This window comes from Deinococcus malanensis (genome assembly GCF_014647655.1).
In the GTDB taxonomy this organism is placed as follows: domain Bacteria; phylum Deinococcota; class Deinococci; order Deinococcales; family Deinococcaceae; genus Deinococcus; species Deinococcus malanensis.
Genome location: NZ_BMPP01000001.1, coordinates 248,788 through 273,564, shown reverse-complemented (window position 1 = coordinate 273,564; position 24,777 = coordinate 248,788). Strand labels below are relative to the sequence as shown.

The following is a 24,777-nucleotide window of genomic DNA, read 5'->3' as shown; positions in this document are numbered from 1 at the left end:
GGGGTGACCCACGACCCTCACTCGCGCCCTTCTCACACCGCGGCGCGCATCGCCCTGGCTGCGGCCACCACGGCGGCGGCCGGGCTGCTGCTGTTTCCCCTGGCCACGCTGGGCCGTGGCTTTACGGCTGACGCCGCGCTGCTGCATCTCAGCGGCTCCGTTCTGAACCTGACCTCCAATCCTGACGCACCCCTGCCAGCGGTGGGCACCACCGTGACCCTGGGCTGGCTGACACTGGCCCTGCTGGCCGCGACCATCTTCGGTGCGGCCCGGCGCGAGCGGTGGTTCTGGCTGACTGGCCTGCTGAGTTTCCTGTCTGCCCTGGCAGCCGTGCTGCTTCTGGGCGGCGCCCTGAACAGCGAAATTGCCCGCGTGGCCGGCGACACCACCCTACGACCCGGCGCCAAGCGGCAACTGCGCAATTTCTACGATGGTGGCGGCATGCACCTGGGACTGATCCTTCCCATCCTGGGTGGCCTGATCGCCGCCGGCGCCGGCCTGAGCGCCCGTCCGAACGTGTGGGACCGTCTGAACCGTCTTCGCAGCCTGCTGGTCCCCGCCGTCGCTATTGCCCTGGCGGTGGTGGTGGGCGCCCTGGTGGTCCTGATCGTCCAACCGGCCGTGAACCAGAGTGGGCAGCCACTCACGCTGTGGGGCGGCTGGCTGGCCAAAAGCGACCTGGTCTACTTCGTGTATTCCTCGCTGTTTGCGCCGGTGACCAGTCTCAACCCGCTGCTCGACAGCCTCAAGCTGGCCACGCCGCTGATCTTTACGGGCCTCAGCGTGGCGTTTGCCTTCCGCACCGGTCTGTTCAACATCGGCGCACCTGGGCAGCTCACCATGGGCGCCATCGGCGCCATGCTGGTTGGCGTGTACGCACCCGCAGCCCTAGGCTGGCTGCTGCTGCCCCTGAGCGTGGTGGCCGCCGGGGCCGGGGGCGCCCTGTGGGGCGCCATTCCGGGACTGCTCAAGGCCCGCTTCGGCTCCAGTGAAGTAATCAACACCATCATGCTCAATTACATCGCCTCGGCGGTGTTCATCTTCCTGATCGGCACCGAACGTTTTCCTTTCCTGGGACGTACGTACAATCTGCCTTTCAAGGCTGAGGGCTTCGAGCCCCGCAGTCAGGAACTGCAGGAAGCGGCGCACCTACCGACCCTGCTGGAACTGCTGAATGTCGGGCGTAACGGCACCGTCGCGCTGAGCATCGGTCTGCTTGTGGCCCTGGCGGCGTTCTTCGTTGCGCGTCAGTTCCTGCGCGGCCGTTCCCGGTCCCTGATCGCCCTGGTGATAGCTCTGGTGGCCGGCGCCCTGAGCTGGCGCATCGGCATTCCGGTGCAGGTGGCGGGCAGTCAGCTCAATGCCTCATTCCTGATCGCGCTGGCCTGCGTCGCGCTGTTCGGCACCCTGATGTGGCGTACGGCCACTGGCTACGCCCTGCGTGCGGTGGGGCACTCACCTAAGGCGGCGGAATACGGCGGGATCAGTGTGGCCCGCGGCACGATTCTGGCCATGACGCTGGCCGGAATGTTCGCAGGCCTGGCCGGCACCCACTACGTCAACGGCGGGGCGCTCGACGAGTACCGCCTGAAAGGCAACATGCCCGTCAACGTGGGCTTTGACGGTATCGCCGTGGCCCTGATGGGCCAGAGCACACCAGGCGGCGTGGTCGCGGCCAGTCTGCTGTTCGGAACCATCGACACCGGTGGCGTGGACGTGGACCAGAAGCTCGACAAGGTCAACAAGGACATCGTGACGGTGCTCAAGGCCCTGATCGTGCTCTTTATCGCGGCCGGTGGATTCCTCAGTCGCAAGGTCCTCGATCCGCCGCCTCCCCAGCTAGATGTGCCGGGAACGGCCAGGGCAGCTTCCGGGCCCGAGCCCCTGCCCAACCTGGGCGTCACCAGCACGGAGGTCAGCAACCGCGCTGCGCCAGACCACCTTCCTACCCCTAAGGACAGCCAGGCATGAACGAGCTTTTCGCACAACTCCTGACCACGGCCTTTCTGGTCACCTTTATCCGCAGTGTCGTTCCCCTGCTGCTGACCGCGATGGGCGGGCTGTTCAGCGAACGAAGCGGCGTCGTCAATATTGCCCTGGAAGGCCTGATCATCTTTGGCGCCCTGGCCGGCGCGGTCAGCACACTGGTCCTGGAGCCTGTGGTGGGCGCCGCCGCACCGTGGCTGGGCTGGCTGGCCGGCATGCTGGTGGGCGGCCTGATTGCCTGGGTACACGCCGTAGTCAGCATCAAATACCGCGCCGATCAGGTAATCAGCGGCACGGCCATCAACCTGCTGGCCGCCGGGGTGCCGCCGGTGATCCTGACCGCCCTGTTCGGCAGCAGCACCGAGAGCCCTAAGGTCGAGCAGGCGCTGCCCCTGTGGGGCATTGGTGACCTGCGCTTCTCGCCGCCGGTGTTTTTCGCGTTCCTGGCTGTGGCCGCCACGTGGTATATGCTTTACCGGACGCCTTACGGCCTGCGGCTGCGTGCCACCGGTGAACAGCCCGGCGCAGCAGCCAGCATGGGCGTGAACGTGCGACGGATGCGCTACAGCGCGGTAATTCTTTCGGGCATCCTGGCCGGCACGGCCGGGGTCTTCCTGAGCATCGGCAATCTGGACTCTTACGTACGCAACATCAGCGCCGGCATGGGCTTTATTGCGCTGGCCGCCCTGATCTTCGGGCAGTGGAAGCCGCTCGGGGTCCTGGCCGCCACGCTGCTGTTCGGCTTCCTGCAGGCGCTGAGCATCACGCTGGGAGGCACCGATCTGCTGCCCCCGACTCTGGTCACCGCCCTGCCCTACCTGATCACGATCATTGCGCTGATCTTCACCGGGCGTGCCAACGCCCCCAAGGCCCTGGGTAAGCCCTATGAAGGGTAGGCGGCGCTGGCCTGACCTGAGCGGAGGCCGGACATGAGCTTTGGCGACACGCTCCGTCAGGCACGTGAAGCCCAGGGGCTGAGCACGCAGGATGTAGCCCTGCGCACCAAGATCCGTGGCGACTACCTCCGCGCCCTGGAGGACGGCAACATCGCCCTGCTGCCTGAACGGACCTTCGCGCGTTCCTATCTGCAGCGCTATGCCCGTGAGCTGAACCTGGACCCTACTCCCCTGCTCGCGGACTTTGACCGCAGTGTGCCGTCCACACAGGATCTGGGCATGACGCGGGGAGGACGGACCTCAGTGCCCCCCAAGACCCGCCGGTCTCTCCCTCTGGCCGCCCTATTGGCCGGGGTTCTGGTGCTGGGAGCCGCTGGGTACGCGACCTACTGGTTCCTGGGACCCGGCACCGGCACACAGGCCGGCAGCGCTCCAGCAGGCAACACCCAGGCCACCGGCACCCCGGTAGCTGTTCCGCCCAGTGAGCCCGCAGCCACGCCCGCAGTTCCTGAGCCGGCACGCACGGTCAACCTTTCGGTCAGCAGTGTGCCCAGCGGCGCCAGGGTGTATCTGGACAACCGTGACCTGGGGCTCACGCCGCTGCGCTCCTTCCCGGTAGACGCGCGTGAAGACGCTCAGCTGCGGGTGGAATACACCGGAAGACAGCCACTCAAGCAGAGCGTATCGCTGACCCGGGGCCGCAACCTGCGCGCGCGGCTGCTTCCTTCTGGACAAGGTGTGAGTGTATTGACGGATCTGGCAGCCCCCAAACCCAAACCCGTGGCCAAACCCAAACCCCCCGCTGTAGCCCCTGGCACTGCTCTACCCGGTGACACGGCGACCACCCCACCCGCTGCCCCAACGCCGGCCACGCCCGTTAGCGTGCAGTTCACTGCGGAGGCCTGGACCCGGGTCACGGATGCCAGCGGCCGCGTGCTGTACGAGGGCACGCCGCCAGTCGGCACGCGCAAGGGCTTTCCTGCCGGAGTGACGGTCCGGACTGGCAATGCTGGTGCCGTACAGGTCAGCGTCAAGGGAGCGGCGCCCAAGGCCCTGGGCGAAGCGGGTCAGGTCGTCAGCCGCCAGTTCTGAGACTGTTCACGCGGCGCCCCAGGTGCTCGGGCCCGAGCACCTGGGGCGATCTTTATGTTGTTGAGACACGCCCGCGCCGCCCCTACTGATCCCGTAGATTGACGGAGTGACCAGTCCTCCACGTCTGAACGCGTTCCAGCATGCCTGGCGCAGTCCCTGGGTCCGCCTGCTGGTATTTCTGCTGCTCTTCTGGCTGGCCTACCGCCTGTTTTCCCAGGTACGGACGGTCGTGGTGGATTTTGCTGTGGCCTTCCTGATCGCCTACCTGACCAACCCGCTGCTCAACTGGCTCGAGCGCGGTCGGGTACGGCGTGGATTGGGTGTGTTCTTTGTCCTGCTGGTGTTTATAGGTATTTTCGGGCTGGCAGGAATGCTGCTGGCCACGGTCTCAGGCCAGCTGGTACAGCTCTTCGAAAAGCTGCCGGACCTGATCGGAACCTTCGGCGAAACACTTGACCGCTGGAGCCAGTGGCTGGGAGAGCGCGGCATCCGTGGGCTCGACAACGTCCGTGAGCGGCTCATCGCCAGCTCTCAGGAGTACGTGCAGAACATCGGCGACAATATCGTGCCGATCCTTCAGAACGCCCTGAATTCCAGCGGAACACTGTTCAACAGCCTGCTGTCCATTGGCGGGGTCTTCGGACACGTGCTGCTGATTCTGCTGCTCAGTGTTTACCTGATGCTGGACTACAGCCGGGTCAACAGCGCCATGCTGCACGCCTTTCCACGACCCTGGCAGCCCAGAGTTCTGGAGATCAGTGATCTGGTAGGCACTGCAGTAGGCGGCTACGTCCGCGGACAACTGCTGATTGCCACCTTTATTGGTGTGTTTGTCTGGCTGGGCCTGAGCCTGGTAGGCATTCCCAGTGCAGCGGCCATCGGGTTCCTGGCCGGGGCATTCAACATCGTGCCGTACCTGGGACCGATCATCGGCGCCACGCCCGCTCTGCTGCTGGCGCTGACACTGCCCAACGTGCTTTTGAAGGTCATTCTCGTGTTCGTGGTTTTTGCTGCGGCCAATCAGATCGAAAGCAACTTCCTCAGTCCGTACATCCTGAGCAAGACCACTGACCTGCATCCCATCACCGTGCTGGTAGCGATTCTGGTGGGTGTGGCACTGCTGGGGTTTGCCGGCGCGCTTCTGGCCGTTCCCACCGTGGCGCTGGGGAAGTTGCTGCTCCAGAAGTACTACTATCCCAGCCGCATCTACACCGACGGCCCCTAGCCGGGGCTCTCACCTTTGGCCGGGCCAGTGCTTTCTGATGGGCACTGGCTCGCTGCCATTCAGTGTGCCGCTTCATTCGAACTCTGGGTACGGTTGTAGGAGAGCCTCAGCCCCGACTCAAAGTCGCAGAATGGTGGCAACGCGCAGAAGCACTGCGGTAAAAGGCAGATGCTGTCCTGTGTGAGCGGGCCCTGTATCAGTCGGCTTCCAGCAACTCGACCTGCCGTCCGTCCGGATCGAGCACGAAGGCCATGTCACGGCCACCGGGGCTCAGCTGAAGGTCGCGGGTTACCCGCACGCCCGCATCCCGGAGCACCGGCAGAAGCTGCTGCAGGTCACGAACATGAATTGCAATGTGCTCGGCCCAGTGTGGGTGCGGCTGTGGCATCTCGCCAGCAACCTCAAACAGTTGCAGGCGTCCTCCGCCCAGACTCAACACAGCGCGCCCGTAGCCCTCTGACGTCACGACCCGCTTTTCCGTGACGGCGCCCAGCTGCTCATAAAAGGCCAGGGTGGTTGACAGTTCGCGTGTCAGGAAGGAGACGTGTTTGAGCATCGGGCTTCATCGTACCCTGGGCAGTGTGATGCGCCCTGCCGTTGATTTCGTGTTCAAACTCCGGGAGGCGCTGGTTAGCGCACGGGACCCGGGACCCACAGGAAGCCCCTTGCCGTTCGAGATCGGCTCCCGATGGTGCACCGGCCCATGGTCCCCGGTCTGGCAACGTGTGTTCTTGTCGTGTGAGCCCGGGTCAAACTCTGGAACCCGTAGGATTCCATTGGAATCCGCATGACACCTCCACCCTGGCGACTCACGGGACGCGGACTCTTCGCCCTGTACGCGAAGAGCAGTGCAGGCCGCGCCGGTGCGCTGGTGCTGGTGCAGTACGCCAGTTCACCGGTTGGACCCTATGACGAACTGATGTGGCTGGACCTTCCCGCCCGTCCGTGGGGGAATCCCGTTATCCGGCGTATCGTGGTCAGCCAGGAAGCCAGCATGACGTGGGGCCGGCGCAACTGGGCCATACCCAAAACGCTGGCCTTATTCGAGTGGAGCACACCGAACCGGGTGCAGGTCACAGCTGCCACTGGCCAGCTCATCGCACAGCTGGGCTTTTCTGAAAGTCCCTGGAGTGTTCCCGGGAATCTGCGCTGGCTTCCGGCCCCCTGGCGCACGCTGGACCAGCCTGCCCTGGACGGCAGCGGACGCGTACTCACAACTCCGACCGGTCAAGGCTGGCTGGGACTTGCACGGCTCTCCCGGTGTGATGCGAGCGGAGTAAGCGGCCTGACGGCTGACCATCAGCCTCTGGTGGCCATAACGGTTCCGGAGTTCACGCTGCTTTTCCCTGATGGAATCCAGAAGCCCTGAGGTTAGGGATTTGCAACCGAGAGAACTAAAAAATCCGCCCTTCTCGGACGGTGATAGATACAGAATAGAGTGGAATCCAAGACCTGTCAAGTCTATGCACGACGTCCGAAAAAGGCGATCTGGCGCCCATATTTCTGCTCTCTCCAAAGGCCGGGGCTGCATACTGGCCACTGGTGAGCTCTGAATTCTCCTGACCGGTCGTTCGGGGCAATACGTCCTGCACTGGCGGTGGAAAAGTAGCGGACGTGGATCAACCGAAGTCTCCTCATCTCAGCCCAGGACTGGAAGGATACGGGGCAGCACGGACAACCTGAAGAGCATCTGGCGCCTGGCTCGGCAAGGCAACACCGAAGGAGCCCGTACCGCCATGCGGCCCAGTCAGACTGAGTAATTCAAGCCACGTGCTGTTGGCGCAGATCACCGCACCAGCACGACATTACTGGAGGAAATCATGAACCGACTTCATACCGCCCTGCCCGCTGGGCATACATCAGAGAGCCGCCTCCCCGCCCAGCAGATTCTTGTGGCGGCAGCTCAATGACCGGCCAGCCCGAGAACGACCGGCCTGCTGGAGCCGGTGACGTTACTCCACCAGCGGAGAGCAACACTCCCGCCGGTGGCACACGCCCCGCCGGCAAGCCCGGCCGGCCCAAGATGATGGTGGACCTTGATCCCAGCGGCCAGGTGACGCAACGCGATCCGGACCGCGCTCAGCGGCAGTTCCTGAATTATGCGTTCTTCAAGCTGGACCCGGCATTCCGGCGTCTGCCGCAGGCGGAACGCGACGAGATCAAGGCAGAGTTCCTGGCTGCAGCCAGCAGCTGGACCGAAGATGCCCCCGCCGAAAAAGGGCTCATTCAGCGCAGCTACGGTCTAGCGGGCGTGCGTGGTGACGTGGACCTGATGCTGTGGCGCATTGCCTTTGATCTGCGCGAGTTTCAGGAGGCCCAGGCACGGCTTAACCGCACCCGTCTGATGGGTTACCTGTCTCAGCCCTACAACTACATCGCCATGCAGAAGCGCAGCCAGTACGTCAACCGGATCGAGGGCAGCGGTCACGGCCTGGAAATTCTGCCTGGACAGGGCAAGTATCTGTTTATCTACCCGTTTATCAAGACCCGGGCCTGGTACGACCTCACCCCTCACGCCCGCCAGGGCATGATGGACGAGCACATCTACGCCTCCGGGCCGTTCAAAGGGGTGCGCATCAACACCAGTTACTCCTACGGCATCGACGATCAGGAGTTCGTGGTCAGCTTCGATTCCGATTATCCGCAGGAATTCGTGGATCTGGTGCACCGCCTGCGCTACACCGAGGCAAGCAATTACACCCTGTCCGACACGCCGATGTTCACCTGCCTGAAAAAGGACCTCAGCGACGTCCTGAATGACCTGGCCTAAGCCGTATCAGGCATAAAAATCGCCCCGGCCGCTGCTGGCCGGGGCGATTTCATTGACCCTACCTGGCAGCAGCGTAACGGCGGCTAACTTCGTCCCAGTTGACGACATTCCAGAAGGCGCTGAGGTAATCAGGGCGCTTGTTCTGGTAGTTGAGGTAGTAGGCATGCTCCCAGACGTCCACGCCCAGGATCGGGGTGCCGCTGGCGCCGGCGATGGCCTCACCCATCAGCGGGTTGTCCTGGTTGGCCGTGCTCACGACGGCCAGGCTGCCGTCCTTGACGACCAGCCACGCCCAGCCGGAACCGAAGCGGGTCTTGGCGGCGTCTTCGAACTTCGTTTTGAAAGCGTCAAACGAACCGAAGGCGGCGTTGATCGCCTCCATCAGTTCACCGCTGGGCTGACCACCCTTGCCCTGGCCCATGACCTGCCAGAACAGGCTGTGGTTGGCGTGTCCACCGGCATTGTTACGCAGCACAGTCTTCTTCTCAGCGGGCACCTGATCGAGTTTCTGGATCAGTTCCTCGACCGGCAGGCTGGCCATTTCGCTGCCTTCGAGCGCCTTGTTGGCGTTGTCCACGTAAGCCTGGTGATGCTTGGTGTGGTGGATCTCCATGGTGCGGGTATCGATGTGGGGTTCCAGGGCGTCGTAGGCATAGGGCAGCTGGGGAAGTTCATAAGCCATGGTGAAACTCCTTTCAGGTCAGGGACGGGCGATTCCGTGCCGACGGCGGCGCCAGGCGGACACGGCGCGAACCTGACTTTCGGCCTCATCTTACAGGGGGGGCAGGCTGGAAGACCCGGCGCATCGGCTTTACCGGGACTTAATGTGCGGGCAGGATACGGTGCACGGTACAGAGGTTCGGCAGTGCCAGCCAGCTACTTTCCGGGCTTAAGTGGCAGGTTCCGAATCACGTATGGAGTCTTTACAGGTCCATGTTGGTCTGCGAGAGGAGTTGACCAGTCAGTGGATGCTTCAAGGCGACATCCGCGACCAGGCAACCTGCACGGATGCCTAAGGAAGAGGCCAGAGTACAGAATCGCCCCCTTCTGACCATTTGCAGGTGCACCCCAAACACCGTGGCGCTCAAAACTGTTCCGGGCTTGCAAGACAGCCTGCATACATTGAGAGGCGGAATGCACCACAGCTATCCAGCCAGGACGCGGACCCAGGGCACTACTCGGCGGCCAGAAACACGTAACGCGCCAGCAGCAGCGCAGCAATCACGTAAAGGATCGGACTCACTTCGCGGGCCCGGCCACTCAGCGCCCGGATGGCACAGTAAGCGATCACGCCCAGGCTCACGCCGTTGGCGATGCTGAAGGTCAGCGGCATAACGATGACTGTCAGGAAGGCCGGAAGGCTGACGCTGATGTCGTCCCAGTCGATGTGCCGCACTCCTTCCATCATCAGGGCGCCCACCAGAATCAGGGCTGGGGCAGTCGCCGCCGCAGGAATGGCCGCTGCCAGGGGCCACAGGAACATACTGAGCAGAAACAGCACACCCACAGTGACGGCAGTCAGACCAGTGCGCCCTCCTTCTCCAATACCGCTGGCCGACTCGATGTAGGCGGTGGTCGTACTCGTGCCCATGAAGGCGCCGAACATGGCGGCCAGACCGTCCATCGCGAAGGTGCGGCGGGCACGCGGCATGTCACCGTTCTCGTCCAGGGCGCCGGTTTTCTGGGCCAGACCAGTCAATGTGCCAGTGGCATCGAAGAAATCGACGAAGAAGAATGTGAACACCACGCTCAGCAGTCCCAGTCCCAGGGCTCCGGCGATGTCCAGCTGCCCGACCAGGTCGGCTGGCCACACCGGCGCATCGAAAATACCCAGGACGCGCCCGGTCAGCCCAGGAAACGCCTGCAGGGCGCCTTCCGCTCCCCCGACGTACACCGGCACGCGTGTGATCACCGCGACCAGGGTGGTCAGCAGGATGCCGTACAGAATGGCGCCCGTGACCCGGCGGGCCATCAGCACCGCAGTGACGATCAGGCCCAGGACAGCCAGCCAGGCGCTGGGCGCTGTGAGGTTGCCCAGCCCCAGCAGGGTGGCGTCGTTGTTGACCACAATTCCGGCGCTGCGCAGCCCCAGAAACGCCAGAAAGGCCCCGATACCGGCCGTAATGGCGAATTTGAGGCTTAAGGGGATGGCCCGCACAATGGCGTGCCGGGCACCCAGCACGCTCAGCAGCACGAACAGCACCCCGCTGATAAAGACAGCGCCCAGGGCAGTCTGCCAGGGCACTTCTAAACCCAGAACCACCGTGAACGCAAAAAAGGCGTTGAGGCCCATGCCCGGTGCCTGAGCAAACGGGTATTTGGCCACCAGACCCATAGCCAGGGAACCGATGGCCGCCGCAACAGCCGTGGCCATCAGCAACTGCACGAAGGCGTTCGGCACGTTGATGGCGCTGGACAATACCTGCGGGTTCACGAACAGGATGTAGCTCATGGTCAGGAAGGTCGTGATTCCGGCACGCACTTCCTGTGGCACGTTGCTGCCGTGGGCACTGAGGCCGAAAAAGGCGTCGAGGGAACCCCGGGGGACGGTGGGGCCGGGCGGTGGTGGTGTCATCACGCCTTTCAGGGTAACCATCCTCACGGACTCTGGCACAGGTGCAGGCAACGACCCCAGCACCTGACAAGGCACGGATAGAGCCCCCCGAGGGTCTTTGCACTACCATGCACGCCAGAGATGCGTTCCCCGCTGCCCCGCGCCGTCCTCACCCGCCTGGAAACCGGGCGTCTGGTGGTTCTCAGTGTTCTGCTGGGCACCCTGGTAGGTGGCCTGTGCATTCTGCTTCGCCTGGCGCTGGACGCCGCCACCCCCCTGGTGGCCCTGCTCACCGGATACGCTCCGCCCGGAACTCCTGGAGAGGGCGGCCTGCTGATGGTCTTCGGCGACGTGTTGCCGTGGTCCCTGCTGGCGCTGCCGGTCGTGGGTGCTCTGTATGCCTGGCTGGTGCCGGCACAGCAGGGCGACGCTCTGACCCAGTTGGTCCGCGGTTACCACGCGCGCGGACAGTGGCCCTCACCGGCCGAACAGGGCCGGATCCTGGCCGCCACTGGTGTGGCCTACAGCGCCGGGCTGATGGTGGGCCGCGACTCGGCTTTCACCCTGGTCGGCCAGCTGGGCACCAGCCTGCTGCGCCGCGCGGCTCAGCTGGACGCCGTGGAGGTCCGCACCCTTACCCTGGCCGGAGCTGCCGCTGCCCTGGGCACCGTCCTGCACGCACCACTGGCAGCAGCCGTCCTGATTGTGGAGGTTCTGTACCGCCGTTTCGAATTCGAGTTCGAAGTACTGATGCCGTGCGTCCTGGCAGCCGTGGCCGGCAGCGCCGTGTACGGTCTGGCCTTCGGCTTCGAGCCGCTTCTGAGCGTGCCGGACGTGCAGGTGCCCTCGCTGGCTCAGGTTCCGGCCTTTGCCCTGGTGGCCCTCGTGATTACTGGAGCGGGCTGGGTCCTGCTGCAGACGGTGCGGGCCATCCCCCAGGATCTGACCGCCGGGTGGCTCCGGCCGGTGCTGGGCGGAGCCTTCGGCCTGATCACTGCGGCCGTGGCGGTCTTCAGCACTCCGGCGGTGCTGGGCGACGGTCTGGGCTGGACCCAGCTAGGGGTGTCCGGGTTCCTGGGTGGCGAAGGCGCCGGGCAGGGGGCCTGGCGCTGGGTCCTGCTGGCCCTGGGCGCCCACCTCGCCTTTGGTGGTGGGGTGCTGCCGTCCGTGGGAGCTGGAGGCGTGCTGGGGGCCGGGCTGGGCAGTCTGCTGGGGCTGGACACGGCTGTGGCGGCGCTGGTGGGTGCCACCGCGTTTCTGACTGTAACCCTGAATGTGCCGGTCGCGGCGGCGCTGCTGGCCGTCGCCTGGGGCGGCGACGCCCTGTTGCCGGCGCTGTTGCTGGCGGCCGGTCTGGCACACGTGCTGAGCAGCACCGCCGGGCTGGTGCCCTCCCAGGTCGATTCACGCCAGGACAGCGGAATGCGCCGGGGTGCGGTGTTGCTGCCCGAAGGCATCCGCTTTGCCGCGCGCCGTGTGCCCGAACCTGCAGAACCCGCCCCCGGTCAACTGTTCGACGCACCGACCGAGAGCCGGGCGCCCGACAGTTCAGGACTGTCGGCGCCCGAGCGTGAACTGTACCGGCGCGGAGTGCCGAGAAGCTGGCTGGGAGCGCGGCTGACGCTTCTGAGTCTTCCGCCGGGGGTCGAGGTCGTGGGTGTGGTTCGCGACGGCACCGTTCGCCTGCCACGGCCGGAATTGCGCCTGACCGCCCAGGACGAACTGGTCTTCCTGGCCCGGCCGGAGGCCTATGAAGCCCTGGAGGGTGTGCTGCGCCTGCCCGGCAACTAAGCCATCGGGGCAGGCCGTCCGGATGAGCCGACTGCAACAGGTTCAACCCGGATCAAGGTGGCGTAGCCTGCACGGACATGAGCGATTCACCCTCTTCCGCCCCCCTCTCTCCTGATCGCTCAGGCCAGACCGCAGGCTGGAACCGCAACGAGCGCCTGGGGATTTTGAACGGCTGGGCGGTGTTCACCGGTGACGGGTTTATGAGCGTCTCGGTCGTGGTAGCAGGGTTTGCCGCGCGCCTGGGCGCCCCGAACTGGGTGATCGGGCTGCTGCCGGCCATCGCGGGTGGCGGCTGGATGCTGCCTCAGCTGCTGGTCGCCGCGCGGGTGCGGCCCCTGGCCTACAAACTGCCGGTGTACCGCTCCGCGGCGCTGGTGCGCACGGCGACATACCTGGCCATGGTGCTGGTTGCCGCCTTCCTGGCAGATCGCCCGACCCTGTGCCTGAGCCTGTTCGTGCTGGCCATGCTGATCAATGCGCTGGCTTCAGGGGTGTCCGGACTGCCCTTTCTGGAGGTGGTCAGCAAGACAGTCACTCCAGCGCGTCGGCCCAGATTTTTCGGCACCCGCAACCTGTACGGCGGGCTGCTCGCCTTTGGGGCGGGGCTGCTGGTCCGCTGGATTCTGGGCTCTTCCGGACTGCAGTTTCCGTATGACTACGCGCTGATCTTTGCGTTGGGTACGCTGGCCTTCACGTTGGGCTACTGGGTCTTCGGGCGCATTCAGGAGCCCCCGGACCCGCCACAGGAGGCCCAGGGGGTGCGCGGAGAGGTGCGCGCTATCCCGGAGACACTGCGGGACCCGCACTTCCGGGCCTTTCTGACGGTCCGGCTGCTGCTGGCTGGGGCCAGCATGAGCGAACCGTTTTTTGCAGCCAACGCGCTGCGCGAGCTGAATTTCCCGGCCGCCACACTCGGCGTGTTCGTGATGGCCCTCACCGGCGCCGCCCCACTGTCGAACGTGGTCTGGCAGCGGGTCGCCGAACGCAACGGCTCCCGGCGGATCATCCGCTACGCCAGCGTGTTCTATGGGCTGGCCCCCCTGGCAGCCCTGCTGGTCGGTGCGCTGGACCTGGGCGCCTGGGCGTATCTGTGGGTCTTTGTCCTGTCCAGCGTGGCTGCTCAGGGCTTCAACCTGGGGCACACCAATCACCTGCTCAACATCGCGCCGCCCGAAGCACGCAGCCGCTATATCGGCACCCTGAATACCCTGGTGGGCGCCGCGCTGTTCACGCCGGTCCTGGGCGGGCTGGTGGCCGACGTGGCGGGGTACACGCCGGTCTTCCTCATGAGCGCGGTGCTGTGCGCGCTGGCATGGTGGCAATGCGGCCGCCTGCGCCGCGACGCGTAGGCGATTTCAGGCGCGCCGGCCTAAGTTATTTTCTCTGGTCCGCAGTCGGCCCGTTCAGGACAGGAGGTCCCGACGGGCCCCTGTATTCAGTGGCCGAGAATTTTGGAGAGGAAAGCCTTGGCGCGCTCGTGCTGAGGGTTCTGATAGAAGTTTTCCGGGGTGGTGTCTTCCACGATGCTGCCCTGATCGAAAAACAGAATCCGGTCGGCCACCTCACGCGCAAAGCCCATCTCGTGGGTCACCACCAGCATGGTCATGCCGCTGCGCGCCAGTTCCTTCATCACGTCCAGCACTTCCTTGATCATCTCCGGGTCAAGCGCACTGGTCGGCTCGTCAAACAGCATGATCTTGGGGTCCATCGCCAGCGCCCGCGCAATGGCCACCCGCTGCTGCTGCCCCCCGGACAGCTGCGCCGGAAACTTATGGGCCTGCTCCTCGATGCCCACCCGCCGTAGCAGTTCCAGGCCCCGCGCCTCGGCCTCGGCGCGGCTAAGCCGGCGCACGCGGATGGGCGCCAGCGTGATGTTGTCCAGGACCGTGAGGTGCGGAAACAGGTTGAAGCTCTGGAACACCATGCCGACCTCACGCCGGATGGCGTCGAGGTTGTGGCGGCCATTCAGGGGAATGCCGTCGATGGTAATGCTGCCGCCGTCGTGCGGGTCCAGGGCATTCAGGGTACGGATAAAGGTGCTTTTGCCGCTGCCCGAGGGCCCGATCACCACCACCACCTCGCCGCTGCGGACCTGCAGGTTCACGCCGCGCAGGGCGTGAAAGCTCCCGAAGTGCTTGTGCACATTCTCCGCGACAATGATGGGTGCACGGCCGGCCTCAGAGCGGCTGGACTGGCCATCTTCAAGGGGTGTCGGCGTGGGGGCATGGGGAGATGAGGCGGCCCGCTGGGTCATGCGGTCACTCTACACGGCCCGCACCAGGATCATTGGTTCTACAGCCGGGAGCATGATGGCTCAACTTCCTGTGGCCCAGCGGGCCTTATGGTACGATTTCCGGCATTCAGCACATAGGCAAACCCGTCCCAGGGGGACAGGTTATTCCAGGAGGATCACACATGAAAAAATCGCAGAAATTTATTGGAGCCGCTGTCGTACTGGGTGTCAGCGCTGTGGCGCTGGCCCAGGGCAGCTTTCTGACCATCGGCTCTGGCAGCACCACCGGGGTCTACTTCCCGGTGGCGACGGGCATGGCCAAGATGCTCAATGACAGCAACGCGGGCCTGCGCGCCAACGCCCGTTCCACCGGCGGCAGCGTGTTCAACATGAACGCCCTGGCGACCGGCGAACTGGATATGGCCATCGTGCAGAACGACGTGGCTTTCTATGCGTTCCGGGGCACCGGCATCCAGGCGTTCGAAGGCAAGGCCAACAACAAGGTGCGCAGCCTGGCCGTCCTGTACCCGGAAGTCCTGCACGTCATCGCCCGCAAGGACGCCCGCATCAACTCGATTGCCGACCTGCGCGGCAAGCGCGTGGTCATTGGCGACCTGGGCTCCGGTACCGAGCAGACAGCCCGTCAGGTGCTCGAAGCCTACGGCCTGAAGTTTGACGACCTGGGCCAGGCACTGCGCGTCTCCCCCGCTCAGGGCATCACGCTGATGCAGGACAAGCGTGCCGACGCCCTGTTCTACACCGTCGGTGTGGGCGCCAGCGCGATTACCCAGATTGCCCAGACCGTGGACGTCAAGCTGGTCCCGGTCAGCGGAAATCAGGCCAGCGCGCTGATCAAGAAGTACCCCTTCTACGTGCGTTACAACATTCCCGGCAAGAGCTACAAGGGCGTCGGGGCCACCGTTCCGGGCGTGGCCGTGCAGGCCACCCTGGTCACCACCACGGCCCTGAGCGACGATACGGTCTACAAGGCCATGAAGGCCATTTTCGGCGACGAGAAGGGCCTGCGCGCCTTGCACCCCAGCGTTTCGACCAACTACAGTGATGCCAAGGCGGTCAAGGGCCTGCCCACCCCCCTGCACCCTGGAGCCCTGAAGTACTGGAAGGAACAGGGACAGAACGTCCGCTAAGGCCTCGCAGCAGGCCTGATTTCCGGGCCAGTCGCCACCACCCGAGCGACTGGCCCTGTCTCATTCAGAGAGGATGAGTTACCCATGAGTGACCCGACAAGACCGGTCAGCAGCGATCCCAGCCTGGACGCCCACGGCCCGAACCATCCCGCCCCGATGACCGAAGGCGAGCGCCGCGCCATTGAAATGGTCGAGGCCGCAGAAACCGGTGGACGCAAGCTCTTCGGCTGGCAGCAGCGTCTGGTGACCATCATCGCGGTGGGCTGGTGTCTGTTTCAGATGTATGCGGCCTGGAACGGCACGCTGGTTCCCACGACCCTGCGGGCGGTTCACCTGGGCTTTGCGTTTGCGCTGGCATTTCTGGTCTTTCCTTTCCGGAAGACCCCGGGGCGGCCCCAGACGCGGGTGCCCTGGTCTGACTGGCTTCTGGGCGCTGCAGCCACAGGCAGCGCCCTGTATTTCGTGGCGCAGTACGCCAACATTGCCGGAAACGGCGGCATCCGCGCTGACGTGCCACTGGATCTGATGGCTGGCAGCGCTCTGGTCGTGCTGCTGCTGCTGACCGCGTGGCGCACCATCGGCATTGCCATGCCACTGATCTCGCTGTCCTTCATCCTGTTTGCATTCATGGGGGCCAAGGGGCTGATCAAGGGCATCCAGACGCCCTTTCACGGCGGCTACACCTGGCCGCAGCTGATCGGTCAGCTAGCCACCAACACGGAAGGAATCTTCGGAACGGCGCTGGGCGTCAGTGCACAGATCGTCTTTCTGTTCGTGCTGTTCGGCGCCGTGTTTGACAAGCTGGGGGCGGGCGACTGGTTTATGCGCGTCGCGCAGGGCGTGCTGGGCGGTTTTCGGGGTGGGGCGGCCAAGGCCAGCATCCTGTCCAGCGGTCTGAACGGCGTCATCAGCGGCTCAGCCGTCAGCAACGTGGTGACGGGCGGCAACATCACCATCGGCACCATGATGCGGACCGGTTACAGCCGCGAGAAGGCCGGTGCGATCGAGGTTGCAAGTTCGTCCAACGGTCAGCTGATGCCACCGGTGATGGGCGCCGCGGCATTCATCATGGCCCAGAACCTCAACATCGAATACCGCAGCCTGATCCTGGCCGCGGCGATTCCTGCCTTCCTGTGTTACGCGGCGCTGCTGGTGGTGGCCCACATCGAGGCCTTGAAACTCAACCTGCGGGGCCTGCCGAAAAGCGAGCTGCCTCCGGTGCGGCGCACGGTTCTCGAAGGCTGGTACTACCTTCTGCCGCTGGGCTACCTGATCGGCGTGCTGACCTCCAACCCGGACGCTAACCCGGAGCGGATTGCCCTGTACACCATTCTGATCATGGTGGTGATGATGCTGGTCCAGGAGGTGTTCTGGGGGCGGAAGGATGGCCGCACCCTGCTGCGCAGTGTCATTGACGGCGGCCGCAAGCTGATCGAGGCCTTCGAGGCCGGAGCGCGCAGCATGGTCGGTATTGCCGTCGCAACCGCCGCTGCCGGGATCATCGTGGGCATCGTGACGGTCACGGGCCTGGGCTTTGGTCTGGCAGATCTTGTGGAAGGGGTGGCGGCACTGTTCGCCAACGAGTTCGTGCGAATTCTGGTGGTGCTGATGATGGGCCAGCTGATCGCGCTGATTCTGGGCATGGGCCTGCCCACCACCGCCAACTACATCCTGATGAGTGCCCTGATCGTGCCGATCATCGCGCGTATCGCAGGCCTGGACACCAGTAACCCGGCCCAGATGCTGCCAGTACACATGTTCGTGTTCTATTTCGGCATCATGGCCGACAGTACGCCTCCGGTTGCCCTGGCGGCCTTCGCGGCCGCTGCCATCTCGGGCGGGGACCCGGTGAAAACGGGCGTGCAGGCCTTCAAATACGAACTGCGCACGGCCCTGCTGGCCTACATGATGTTCTTCAACCCGCAGCTGCTGCTGATTGCCAACAACCGGCTGGGCGGGCTGCCGCTGGGAGAGGCGATTCCCATGGTCGTGTTCGCTTTTATCGGTCTTGTCGCCTTCAGTGCCGCCACTCTGCGTTTCCTGCACCGCCGGACCAATCTGGTTCAGACACTGCTGCTGCTGGCCGCCGCCTTCATTCTGATTATCCCGACCGACATCGTGTGGAACCTGGGCGCCCTGGCGTTGATTGCCGTGGTGTACTTCTGGCAGAAAGCTGGCCAGAAGGGACCGTCCACTCCTGTTCCCACCGCTGCCTGATCTTCAAAGCACACCTTTACGCGTCCCTGACCAACCGGTGGGGGACGCGTCTGTGTGGGCTGCAGGTGGCAGGATGTGAGTGTGAGCAGGAACCCTCTTTCGCCCTCTGGCTCTTCACCCGCCCCTGATCCGGCCGGCTCTTCCGTTCAGGCCCGCAACGTTCCCGATCTGATCCGGGCACTATGGGCCCGTCCCCTGGTACGACTGGCCATTTATGCCGTGCTGGCTCCGCTGCTGCTGTGGGGCATTCTGCGGATGTCGGGCCTGCTGGCCAGCGTCCTGGTGACGGTGTTCCTGGCCTACGGTCTGGCTTTCCTGTGCAACCCGCTGCTGACGTGGCTGGAGCGCCACCGGGTCGGCCGCATGGTGGGCGTGCTGCTCCTGCTGGTGCTGGGCATTTCGCTGGTCACGGCTGTAGTCATGACGGTCAGCTCGCAGATCAACGGCATGCTCAGCAGCGTTCCCGAACTGGCGCGCAGCCTCAAGGCGGTCGTCATCACGCTGCTGGACCGGCTCGACAGTCTCCCGGGCACCGAAGGTCTGAAGGAAAGCCTGACCACCTACATTGACCGCGAGGTCGAGGACATCACCCAGAACGCCGGGCCCCTGGCCGAGCGCCTGCTCAGTTCCGGCCCGACAGTCCTGAAAACCCTGAGCAATCTGGTGGGCTGGCTGGGCCAGGTCGGGTTTATCGTCACACTGGCCATGTACTTCATGATCGATTACGACGGCATAGGCCGCAGCATGTTGCAGGTGCTGCCGCGTTCCTGGCAACCCACCGCCCTGCAGCTGTCCGAGGACGTCAGCGAGAGCTTCGGCGCTTACCTGCGCGGCAGCCTGCTGATGCTGGTAGCGTGCGTGGTCCTGGCCACCACCGGGCTGCTGTTGCTCAAGGTTCCGAATGCCCTGGCCATTGGGCTGCTGAGCGGAATTATCAATCTGTTTCCCTATGTTGGTATTGTTCTGGCTTCGATCCTGGCCATGTTCCAGGCCATTCCGATGGGCACCACCACCATCCTGCTGGTCGCCGGACTGTACTTCCTGATCAATCAGCTGCTGGGCAACGTCATTGGACCGCTGATCATGGGGCGCACGATGCACCTCAGTGCTGCGGCGATCCTGATTGCGCTGCTGATCGGTCTGGCACTTGGCGGCGTCGGCGGCGCGCTGCTGGCCATTCCGTTCGCCACCCTGCTCAAACGCTGGATGCAGCGTTACTGGCTGCCCAGCCGGACCCACCAGGGTCATACCATGGCACCTACGCCGCCAAGTGCTACCTCAGCCGGATCACCACAGGCCCAACACGGTCAAGGCCCGGTGGGGTAAGACAGCCTGAGCACAGACACCAGAGCCGCCGGAGAGACAGCTTCCCGGCGGCTTCATCTTGTGGTTTCACTGGACACGAAGCCCAGCGCAGCGGACCAGCCTGACAGCTCCCCTAGCGGCTGGCGACCTTGACGCGCTTTTCGAGCTGATCGGTAAACAGCGTCATCACAGTGGTCAGCGCCAGGTAGACGGCAGCGATGGTCGTCAGCACCGGCACCGGCTGGAAGCTCTCGCTGGAGACGCGTGCTCCGGCCAATGACAGCTCCAGCAGCGCGATGGTCGAGGCCAGCGAGGAATCTTTGAGCAGCGCTACCAGGTTGTTGACCAGTGGGGGCACCACAATCCGCAGGGCCTGCGGCAGGACCACCGTGCTCATGGTCAGTCCGCCGCTGAGACCCAGACTGCGAGCGGCCTCCGTCTGACCCCGTGGAATTGCCAGAATGCCGGCCCGGATCACCTCAGCGTTGTACGCACCGACATTCAGGGCCAGGGCAATCACCGCAGACCAGAACTCGTTGAGTTCAACCTTCAGGCCGATCGCGGCCAGCAAAGGCGGCAGGGCGTTGTACACGAACAAGATCTGCACCAGCAGAGGGGTTCCGCGGATCAGCCAGATAAACAGGCTGGCGGGCGCACGCACCAGCCAGCTGCTGCTGGTTTTCTGAATTCCCGCCACCATTCCGATCACCAGCCCGATCAGGCCGCTGACCACCGTCAGCTGCAGGGTCATGCGGGCCCCTTCGACAAACAGGTCCGCACGCGGTCCGATAGGGTCGGGCATCTGCCGCAGAATCAGGGTGATCAGGCCGAACAGGACCAGGAAAGCGGCGGCGGCGCCAAGCAGCCACAGCAGCAGGTTGTGAGACGCTACCGGCTGGCGTGGCGCGCTGACTCGGGGAGCCGTCACGCCGTGCCCCGGGGAAAGCAGGGAACGGCAAAACGGTCAGGACATTCGTTCATGGTCTGGAGCATGGCATACCGCGTCTGGCTGCGGAAAGTACAGCAATTTCAGGCGAGCACAGGGCACCCGGTCATGGCGCAACCGGGCGCCCCCCGCCATCATGTCGCTGTTCAGAGGCTTTAACCGGCCCCTGTTCTCACCTTATTTGCAGCGAACGTCCTGTCCGAAGTACTGGTTGCTGAGCTTGGCGTAGGTCCCGTTGGCCTGTGATTTGGCCAGCGCCGCGTTCAGTTCCTTGAGCAGGCTGCTGTTGCCCTTTTTCACGGCCATGGCGATGCGCTCCCTGAACAGCATGTCGCCCTGCACAACCTTGCCCTTCTGGGCCTTGACCAGGTCGATCCCGGTAAACTTGTCGCCCACCCAGGCGTCGACCCGGCCGGCCATCAGTGCGGCCTGGGCATCGGTGTCCTTGGGGAAGGTCTTGACGTCACCCACACCAGGGACCTTGCGCACGTTTTCCAGGTAGGTGGTGCCCACCTGTACGGCCACCCTCTTGCCTTTCAGGGCCGCCGCTGTTTTCGGACCGCCGGTACGCGTGACGATGGCGCCCCCGGTGCAGTAGTGGGGATTGGCAAAGTTCACGGCCTTTGCGCGCTCTGGCGTGATGCCGTGGCTGGCAATCACAAAGTCGTAGCGGTCCTGATTCAGGCCGATCAGCAGGTTATCGAAGGGCTGGGTGACCCACTGGACCTTCAGTCCCAGCTGCTTGGCCAACTGGTTGGCCAGATCGACCTCAAAGCCCGTCAGTTCCTTGCCTTTGGTCATGTTGAACGGTGGGAAGGCTCCTTCAGTGGCGATCTTGATGGTTCCGCTCTGTTTGATGGCCTCCCAGGTGCGCGCATCAGCGCTGCCACTCAGAAGGGCCAGGGCAGTCAGGGTCAGCAGGGTATGTTTCATGGGTTCTCCTTGAGAAGGACGCAGTGGTCGAGTAGACACGCCGCCACTCCGGACGGACTGTGAAAGAAGGAACAGAGTTGTGGTGCGCCGAGTGTAGCGCATGTATCTATGTGCAGAGAAAGCCCACACAGACGCGTTCATCTGCTCCAGAGAGCGCAGTTCAGGCAACCTGGCATTCACCATAAAACCTGACGGAGGAGCTTAGCACATAGGCTGCTCCTCCACCGGGTTATTTTCAATTGTCAGAGAGCAGGATCAGACGACGGGCGAACCCGTAATGGTCGTGGTGGTGGTCGTGCTTGTCGTCGAGGCTGGGTACTCGTAGCCCAAGCCGCTGGTATCAGCCTGACCCCGCGTTCCTGCCGGCGTGCCACGGTCGATCGCCAGTTCGGTGGCCATATCGAAGGCGTGCAGGCGGGTCTGGTCCACCAGCAGATCAATGGAGTCGCCGGGCTGGACCAGCGCCTGGCCTTCCACCTTGGCTACGATGTTCTGGCCCGCCACCTCGATAATCAGATCGGTCTGCGCACCGAGCGGCTCGACCACGACGACGGTGCCGCGCAGGACGTTGCTGCCGCGTGGCAGGTCAGTCATGCCGACCACACCGACGTGCTCGGGGCGAATGCCCATGGTGACCTCGCGGCCCTCGTAGGCGCGCAGGCTCTGGCCCAGGCGGCCCATCGGGGCCACGCGGTTCTGACCCACGACCAGTTCGCCGTTCTGCACGGTACCGTTCAGGAAGTTCATGCTGGGGCTGCCGATAAAGCCGGCCACGAACTTGTTCTGCGGGAAGTCGTACAGGTTCATGGGAGTATCGACCTGCATGATCACGCCGTCGCGCATCACCACGATGCGGTTGCCCAGCGTCATGGCCTCCACCTGATCGTGGGTCACGTAGACGATGGTCGCGCCCAGGCGGCGGTGTAGCTGGCTGATCTGCGAGCGCATCTCCACGCGCAGCTTGGCGTCCAGGTTGGACAGCGGCTCGTCCATCAGGAAGACCTTGGGTTCACGCACAATGGCGCGGCCCATGGCCACACGCTGACGCTGACCACCGGAAAGCTCCTTGGGCTTGCGGCCCAGCAGATGCTCGATCTGCAGGATCTTGGCCGCGTCACGCACACGGCGGTCGATCTCGTCTTTCGGAGTCTTGCGGAGTTTCAGGCCAAAGGCCATGTTCTCGTAGACGTTCATGTGCGGATACAGCGCGTAGTTCTGGAAGACCATGGCAATGTCACGGTCTTTGGGCGGCACATCGTTGACGATCCGGTCGCCAATCTTGAGGATGCCGTCGCTGATGTCCTCCAGGCCTGCAATCATGCGCAGGGTGGTGGACTTTCCGCAGCCCGAGGGTCCCACAAACACCATCAGCTCGCGGTCTTCAATATGCAGGTTGAAGTCCTTGACCGCGTGATGCTTGGTGCCGTAGCGCTTGTTGATGTTCTCCAGAATCACTTCTGCCATACATGCCTGCCTTTCGCCCCTGCTCTTGCCCGCGAATGTGCTTCGTCCCTGACGGGAGGAAACGGGTCGGGCAACCGGGGTACGAGAACGAGAAACCCAGGTGTACATTGCCGCTGCGCTGACACTTCACTTTACCACGAGGACGCGGAGCATCGGTTTTGAGCGCGGCTGGGCCGCTCTATACAGCCGGGTTGCCGAAGGTCTGCCACCGAAAAGCGGCCGGAATCCGGCACATGTGCCCTGGATATCGAAGGTAGGACATGTACACCACCGCCCAAAAGGCAGCCTGCTCTACAGGTAATCCCTGAGGTTCGGGTGGCCCAGACCAAGCTTTGGCTCACGATTACAGCTTATGAACTGGAGCCGCCGGATGACCTGCTGCGGCCCCAGGGCACAGCGTTGCCGCGCCTTTGAATGAGGGGTGAATAAAGAAACAATGGAGAGCGGATTGTAACAACAGTCATATGATCTACCAGTTCCAAACATTTGAAACACGCGAGTCCGTCGCGTAAGGAGACCTGTTGTGAAACGTCGTCTGGGCAGTCTGCTGGCCATCTCTCTTGTTCTTGCTGCTTGTGGAAGCACTTCCACATCAAATGATCCTGACCCTTTCCTTGGCCCACAGGCCATCAGTGGAACCAATATTGATACCTGGCGCCGGCAGATCATCTACCTGAGCCTGCCGGACCGCTTTTTCAACGGCAACACTGGCAACGACACGCTGGGTCAACCGTACTGCCTCGACCGCAACAGTCCCTATAAGTTCCACGGGGGCGACCTGTCGGGCCTCCGCCAGAAAATTTCGTACATCAAGGGCCTGGGGGCCGGCACCCTCTGGACCACGCCAGTCTATGCCCAGGTTCCCGAAGTCAATCCGGGGACATCCACCGCGTCGTGCGGCTACCACGGCTACTGGCCGAACTTCAAAAACCCCAGTGACCTCGCTGTCGAGCCCAAGCTCGGCACCGGCAGCGAACTCAGCGGCCTGATTACCGACCTGCACAACAACGGCATGCGCTACATGATGGATATGGTGGCCAATCATGCCGGCTACGGCGCCAGTGTCGCCAAAACCAACCCTGGATGGTTTCACAGCAACTGCACCGGCGACGACATCAACTGCCCGCTGGCAGGCCTGCCCGACTTCCGCCAGGAAGACAGCACCGTGGCGACCTACCTGACCAACCTCAGCAAGAACTGGACCAGTACCTACGGCATTGACGCGATCCGCATGGACACAGCCAAACACGTACCCATGAACTACTGGCAGTACAACTGGATTCCCGGAGTGCTCAACGCCCGCCCGAACACCTTCCTGCTGGCGGAGGCCTTCGTTACCGGCAGCGCCTCGCAGATCAAGCCCTACTACGACGCCGGATTTGACAGCGCCTTCAACTTTCCACTGCGCAGCGCCCTGGTCAGCAGCATCGCCAAGGCCGGCAGCATGGACACCCTGGCCAGCAGCGTTCAGGACTATGTTGGCACGCTCGGGATGAACCGCGCCCTGCTGACCGTCAATCTGCTGGACAACCACGACGTGCCCCGCTTCCTCAACGAACCCGGCTATGGGGTCGCGGAGGACGAGATTCGCCGCCGCTACCATATGGCGCTGGGCGCCCTGATGACCCTGCCCGGCATCCCGCAGCTGTACTACGGCAACGAGATCGCCATGTACGGCGGCGGAGACCCCGACAACCGCCGTGACATGCCGTCGTGGGCCTGGACCAGCACCGGCCGCAGCGGCACCTACAGCGGCTTTCTACCCAATCCCGGGCTGACCTTCAACCTGGTTCAGAAACTTTCGAGCGTACGAACCAACAACCCAGGGCTGTGGAAGGGTTCCTACGCAGAGATGTGGCGTCCCAATGGTGGGACCAACGTATTTGCCTTCTACCGTGGCTACAGCGACAGCACGACTGGCAGCCGCCTGATCGTGGCCTTCAACAACAACGTCACCTCGGCCAGTGTGACCCTCAACATCGGGGCCAACACCGGGATCAGCAGTGCCGACCGCAGCTACCTCGCCAACCGCGTCTTTGACGATCAGGCGGGACAGGGTGCGCTGGCCACGGTGACCAGCAGCAACGGCTCCGTGACGGTCAGCCTGCCCGGCAAATCGTTCGCCATCTACAGGGCCCGGTAAGAAATCACATCGCAGGCTGAAACCGCAGAACCGGACCGCATCCATACGGTCCGGTTCCTCTTTTTTGGCAGGTC

Annotated in this window: 19 protein-coding genes; 12 read left to right on the top strand and 7 right to left on the bottom strand. The window is 63.8% G+C overall.

The genetic code is table 11. The features are described from left to right. Window positions 1-3: 3 nt before the first annotated feature. The 4 genes from IEY49_RS22075 to IEY49_RS01410 all read left to right on the top strand — a co-directional run bounded on the left by IEY49_RS22075 (window position 4) and on the right by IEY49_RS01410 (window position 5,199). Window positions 4-1,971: an ABC transporter permease gene (locus IEY49_RS22075; RefSeq protein ID WP_189003825.1), complete on the top strand. Its 1,968-nt coding sequence runs from the start codon at window positions 4-6 to the stop codon at window positions 1,969-1,971. After that, window positions 1,968-2,882, top strand: a complete 915-nt coding sequence (locus tag IEY49_RS01420) for an ABC transporter permease (protein WP_189003823.1) — start codon at window positions 1,968-1,970, stop codon at window positions 2,880-2,882. Before IEY49_RS22075 ends, IEY49_RS01420 begins: the two co-directional genes overlap by 4 nt. A 33-nt stretch (window positions 2,883-2,915) precedes the next feature. Then, window positions 2,916-3,974 carry a helix-turn-helix domain-containing protein gene (locus IEY49_RS01415; protein ID WP_189003821.1) on the top strand — a complete coding sequence of 353 codons (1,059 nt, stop codon included), beginning with the start codon at window positions 2,916-2,918 and terminating at the stop codon, window positions 3,972-3,974. A 106-nt stretch (window positions 3,975-4,080) separates the two neighbouring features. Beyond that, window positions 4,081-5,199 carry an AI-2E family transporter gene (locus IEY49_RS01410; RefSeq protein WP_189003819.1) on the top strand — a complete coding sequence of 373 codons (1,119 nt, stop codon included), beginning with the start codon at window positions 4,081-4,083 and terminating at the stop codon, window positions 5,197-5,199. A gap of 196 nt (window positions 5,200-5,395) precedes the next feature. Here the strand turns inward: IEY49_RS01410 and IEY49_RS01405 are convergent, their stop codons facing one another. Then, the gene (locus IEY49_RS01405) at window positions 5,396-5,755 is read right to left on the bottom strand and encodes a VOC family protein (RefSeq protein WP_189003817.1); all 360 of its coding nucleotides are present in this window, start codon (window positions 5,753-5,755) and stop codon (window positions 5,396-5,398) included. 231 nt (window positions 5,756-5,986) lie between these two features. On the opposite strand from IEY49_RS01405, the gene IEY49_RS01400 reads away from it, so the two are divergent. Together IEY49_RS01400 and IEY49_RS01395 are read left to right on the top strand one after the other, a co-directional pair. After that, window positions 5,987-6,568: an acetoacetate decarboxylase family protein gene (locus IEY49_RS01400; RefSeq protein ID WP_189003815.1), complete on the top strand. Its 582-nt coding sequence runs from the start codon at window positions 5,987-5,989 to the stop codon at window positions 6,566-6,568. A gap of 654 nt (window positions 6,569-7,222) precedes the next feature. Then, window positions 7,223-7,969: a chlorite dismutase family protein gene (locus tag IEY49_RS01395; RefSeq protein ID WP_189004210.1), complete on the top strand. Its 747-nt coding sequence runs from the start codon at window positions 7,223-7,225 to the stop codon at window positions 7,967-7,969. A gap of 58 nt (window positions 7,970-8,027) precedes the next feature. Here the strand turns inward: IEY49_RS01395 and sodA are convergent, their stop codons facing one another. Both sodA and IEY49_RS01385 read right to left on the bottom strand, forming a co-directional pair. Then, a complete protein-coding gene (gene sodA / locus IEY49_RS01390) occupies window positions 8,028-8,651 on the bottom strand; it encodes a superoxide dismutase [Mn] (protein ID WP_189003813.1) in 624 nt (207 codons plus the stop codon). A gap of 492 nt (window positions 8,652-9,143) precedes the next feature. Then, on the bottom strand, window positions 9,144-10,544 hold the full coding sequence (locus IEY49_RS01385; RefSeq protein WP_189004208.1) for an NCS2 family permease: 1,401 nt from the start codon (window positions 10,542-10,544) through the stop codon (window positions 9,144-9,146). Window positions 10,545-10,664: 120 nt separating this feature from the next. On the opposite strand from IEY49_RS01385, the gene IEY49_RS01380 reads away from it, so the two are divergent. Both IEY49_RS01380 and IEY49_RS01375 read left to right on the top strand, forming a co-directional pair. After that, on the top strand, window positions 10,665-12,314 hold the full coding sequence (locus tag IEY49_RS01380; RefSeq protein WP_189003811.1) for a chloride channel protein: 1,650 nt from the start codon (window positions 10,665-10,667) through the stop codon (window positions 12,312-12,314). A gap of 77 nt (window positions 12,315-12,391) precedes the next feature. Beyond that, on the top strand, window positions 12,392-13,663 hold the full coding sequence (locus IEY49_RS01375; protein WP_189003809.1) for an MFS transporter: 1,272 nt from the start codon (window positions 12,392-12,394) through the stop codon (window positions 13,661-13,663). 86 nt (window positions 13,664-13,749) lie between these two features. On the opposite strand, the gene IEY49_RS01370 is transcribed toward IEY49_RS01375, so the two are convergent. After that, on the bottom strand, window positions 13,750-14,568 hold the full coding sequence (locus IEY49_RS01370) for an amino acid ABC transporter ATP-binding protein (protein WP_308424626.1): 819 nt from the start codon (window positions 14,566-14,568) through the stop codon (window positions 13,750-13,752). 161 nt (window positions 14,569-14,729) lie between these two features. On the opposite strand from IEY49_RS01370, the gene IEY49_RS01365 reads away from it, so the two are divergent. The 3 genes from IEY49_RS01365 (at window position 14,730) to IEY49_RS01355 (ending at window position 19,238) form a co-directional block, all read left to right on the top strand. Beyond that, on the top strand, window positions 14,730-15,695 hold the full coding sequence (locus tag IEY49_RS01365) for a TAXI family TRAP transporter solute-binding subunit (RefSeq protein ID WP_189003807.1): 966 nt from the start codon (window positions 14,730-14,732) through the stop codon (window positions 15,693-15,695). 84 nt (window positions 15,696-15,779) lie between these two features. Further along, window positions 15,780-17,912 carry a TRAP transporter permease gene (locus tag IEY49_RS01360; protein WP_229780570.1) on the top strand — a complete coding sequence of 711 codons (2,133 nt, stop codon included), beginning with the start codon at window positions 15,780-15,782 and terminating at the stop codon, window positions 17,910-17,912. An 81-nt stretch (window positions 17,913-17,993) separates the two neighbouring features. Then, window positions 17,994-19,238, top strand: a complete 1,245-nt coding sequence (locus IEY49_RS01355) for an AI-2E family transporter (RefSeq protein WP_189003805.1) — start codon at window positions 17,994-17,996, stop codon at window positions 19,236-19,238. A gap of 112 nt (window positions 19,239-19,350) precedes the next feature. On the opposite strand, the gene IEY49_RS01350 is transcribed toward IEY49_RS01355, so the two are convergent. The 3 genes from IEY49_RS01350 to IEY49_RS01340 form a co-directional block, all read right to left on the bottom strand. Continuing rightward, window positions 19,351-20,145 (bottom strand): amino acid ABC transporter permease, encoded by a 795-nt coding sequence (locus IEY49_RS01350; RefSeq protein WP_189003803.1) that lies wholly within the window; start codon window positions 20,143-20,145, stop codon window positions 19,351-19,353. Window positions 20,146-20,340: 195 nt separating this feature from the next. Next, window positions 20,341-21,096 (bottom strand): ABC transporter substrate-binding protein, encoded by a 756-nt coding sequence (locus IEY49_RS01345; protein ID WP_189003801.1) that lies wholly within the window; start codon window positions 21,094-21,096, stop codon window positions 20,341-20,343. Between the two features lie 255 nt (window positions 21,097-21,351). Beyond that, window positions 21,352-22,560 (bottom strand): ABC transporter ATP-binding protein, encoded by a 1,209-nt coding sequence (locus IEY49_RS01340; protein WP_189003799.1) that lies wholly within the window; start codon window positions 22,558-22,560, stop codon window positions 21,352-21,354. 523 nt (window positions 22,561-23,083) lie between these two features. On the opposite strand from IEY49_RS01340, the gene IEY49_RS01335 reads away from it, so the two are divergent. Then, window positions 23,084-24,703, top strand: a complete 1,620-nt coding sequence (locus IEY49_RS01335) for an alpha-amylase family glycosyl hydrolase (RefSeq protein WP_189003797.1) — start codon at window positions 23,084-23,086, stop codon at window positions 24,701-24,703. Window positions 24,704-24,777 lie beyond the last annotated feature (74 nt).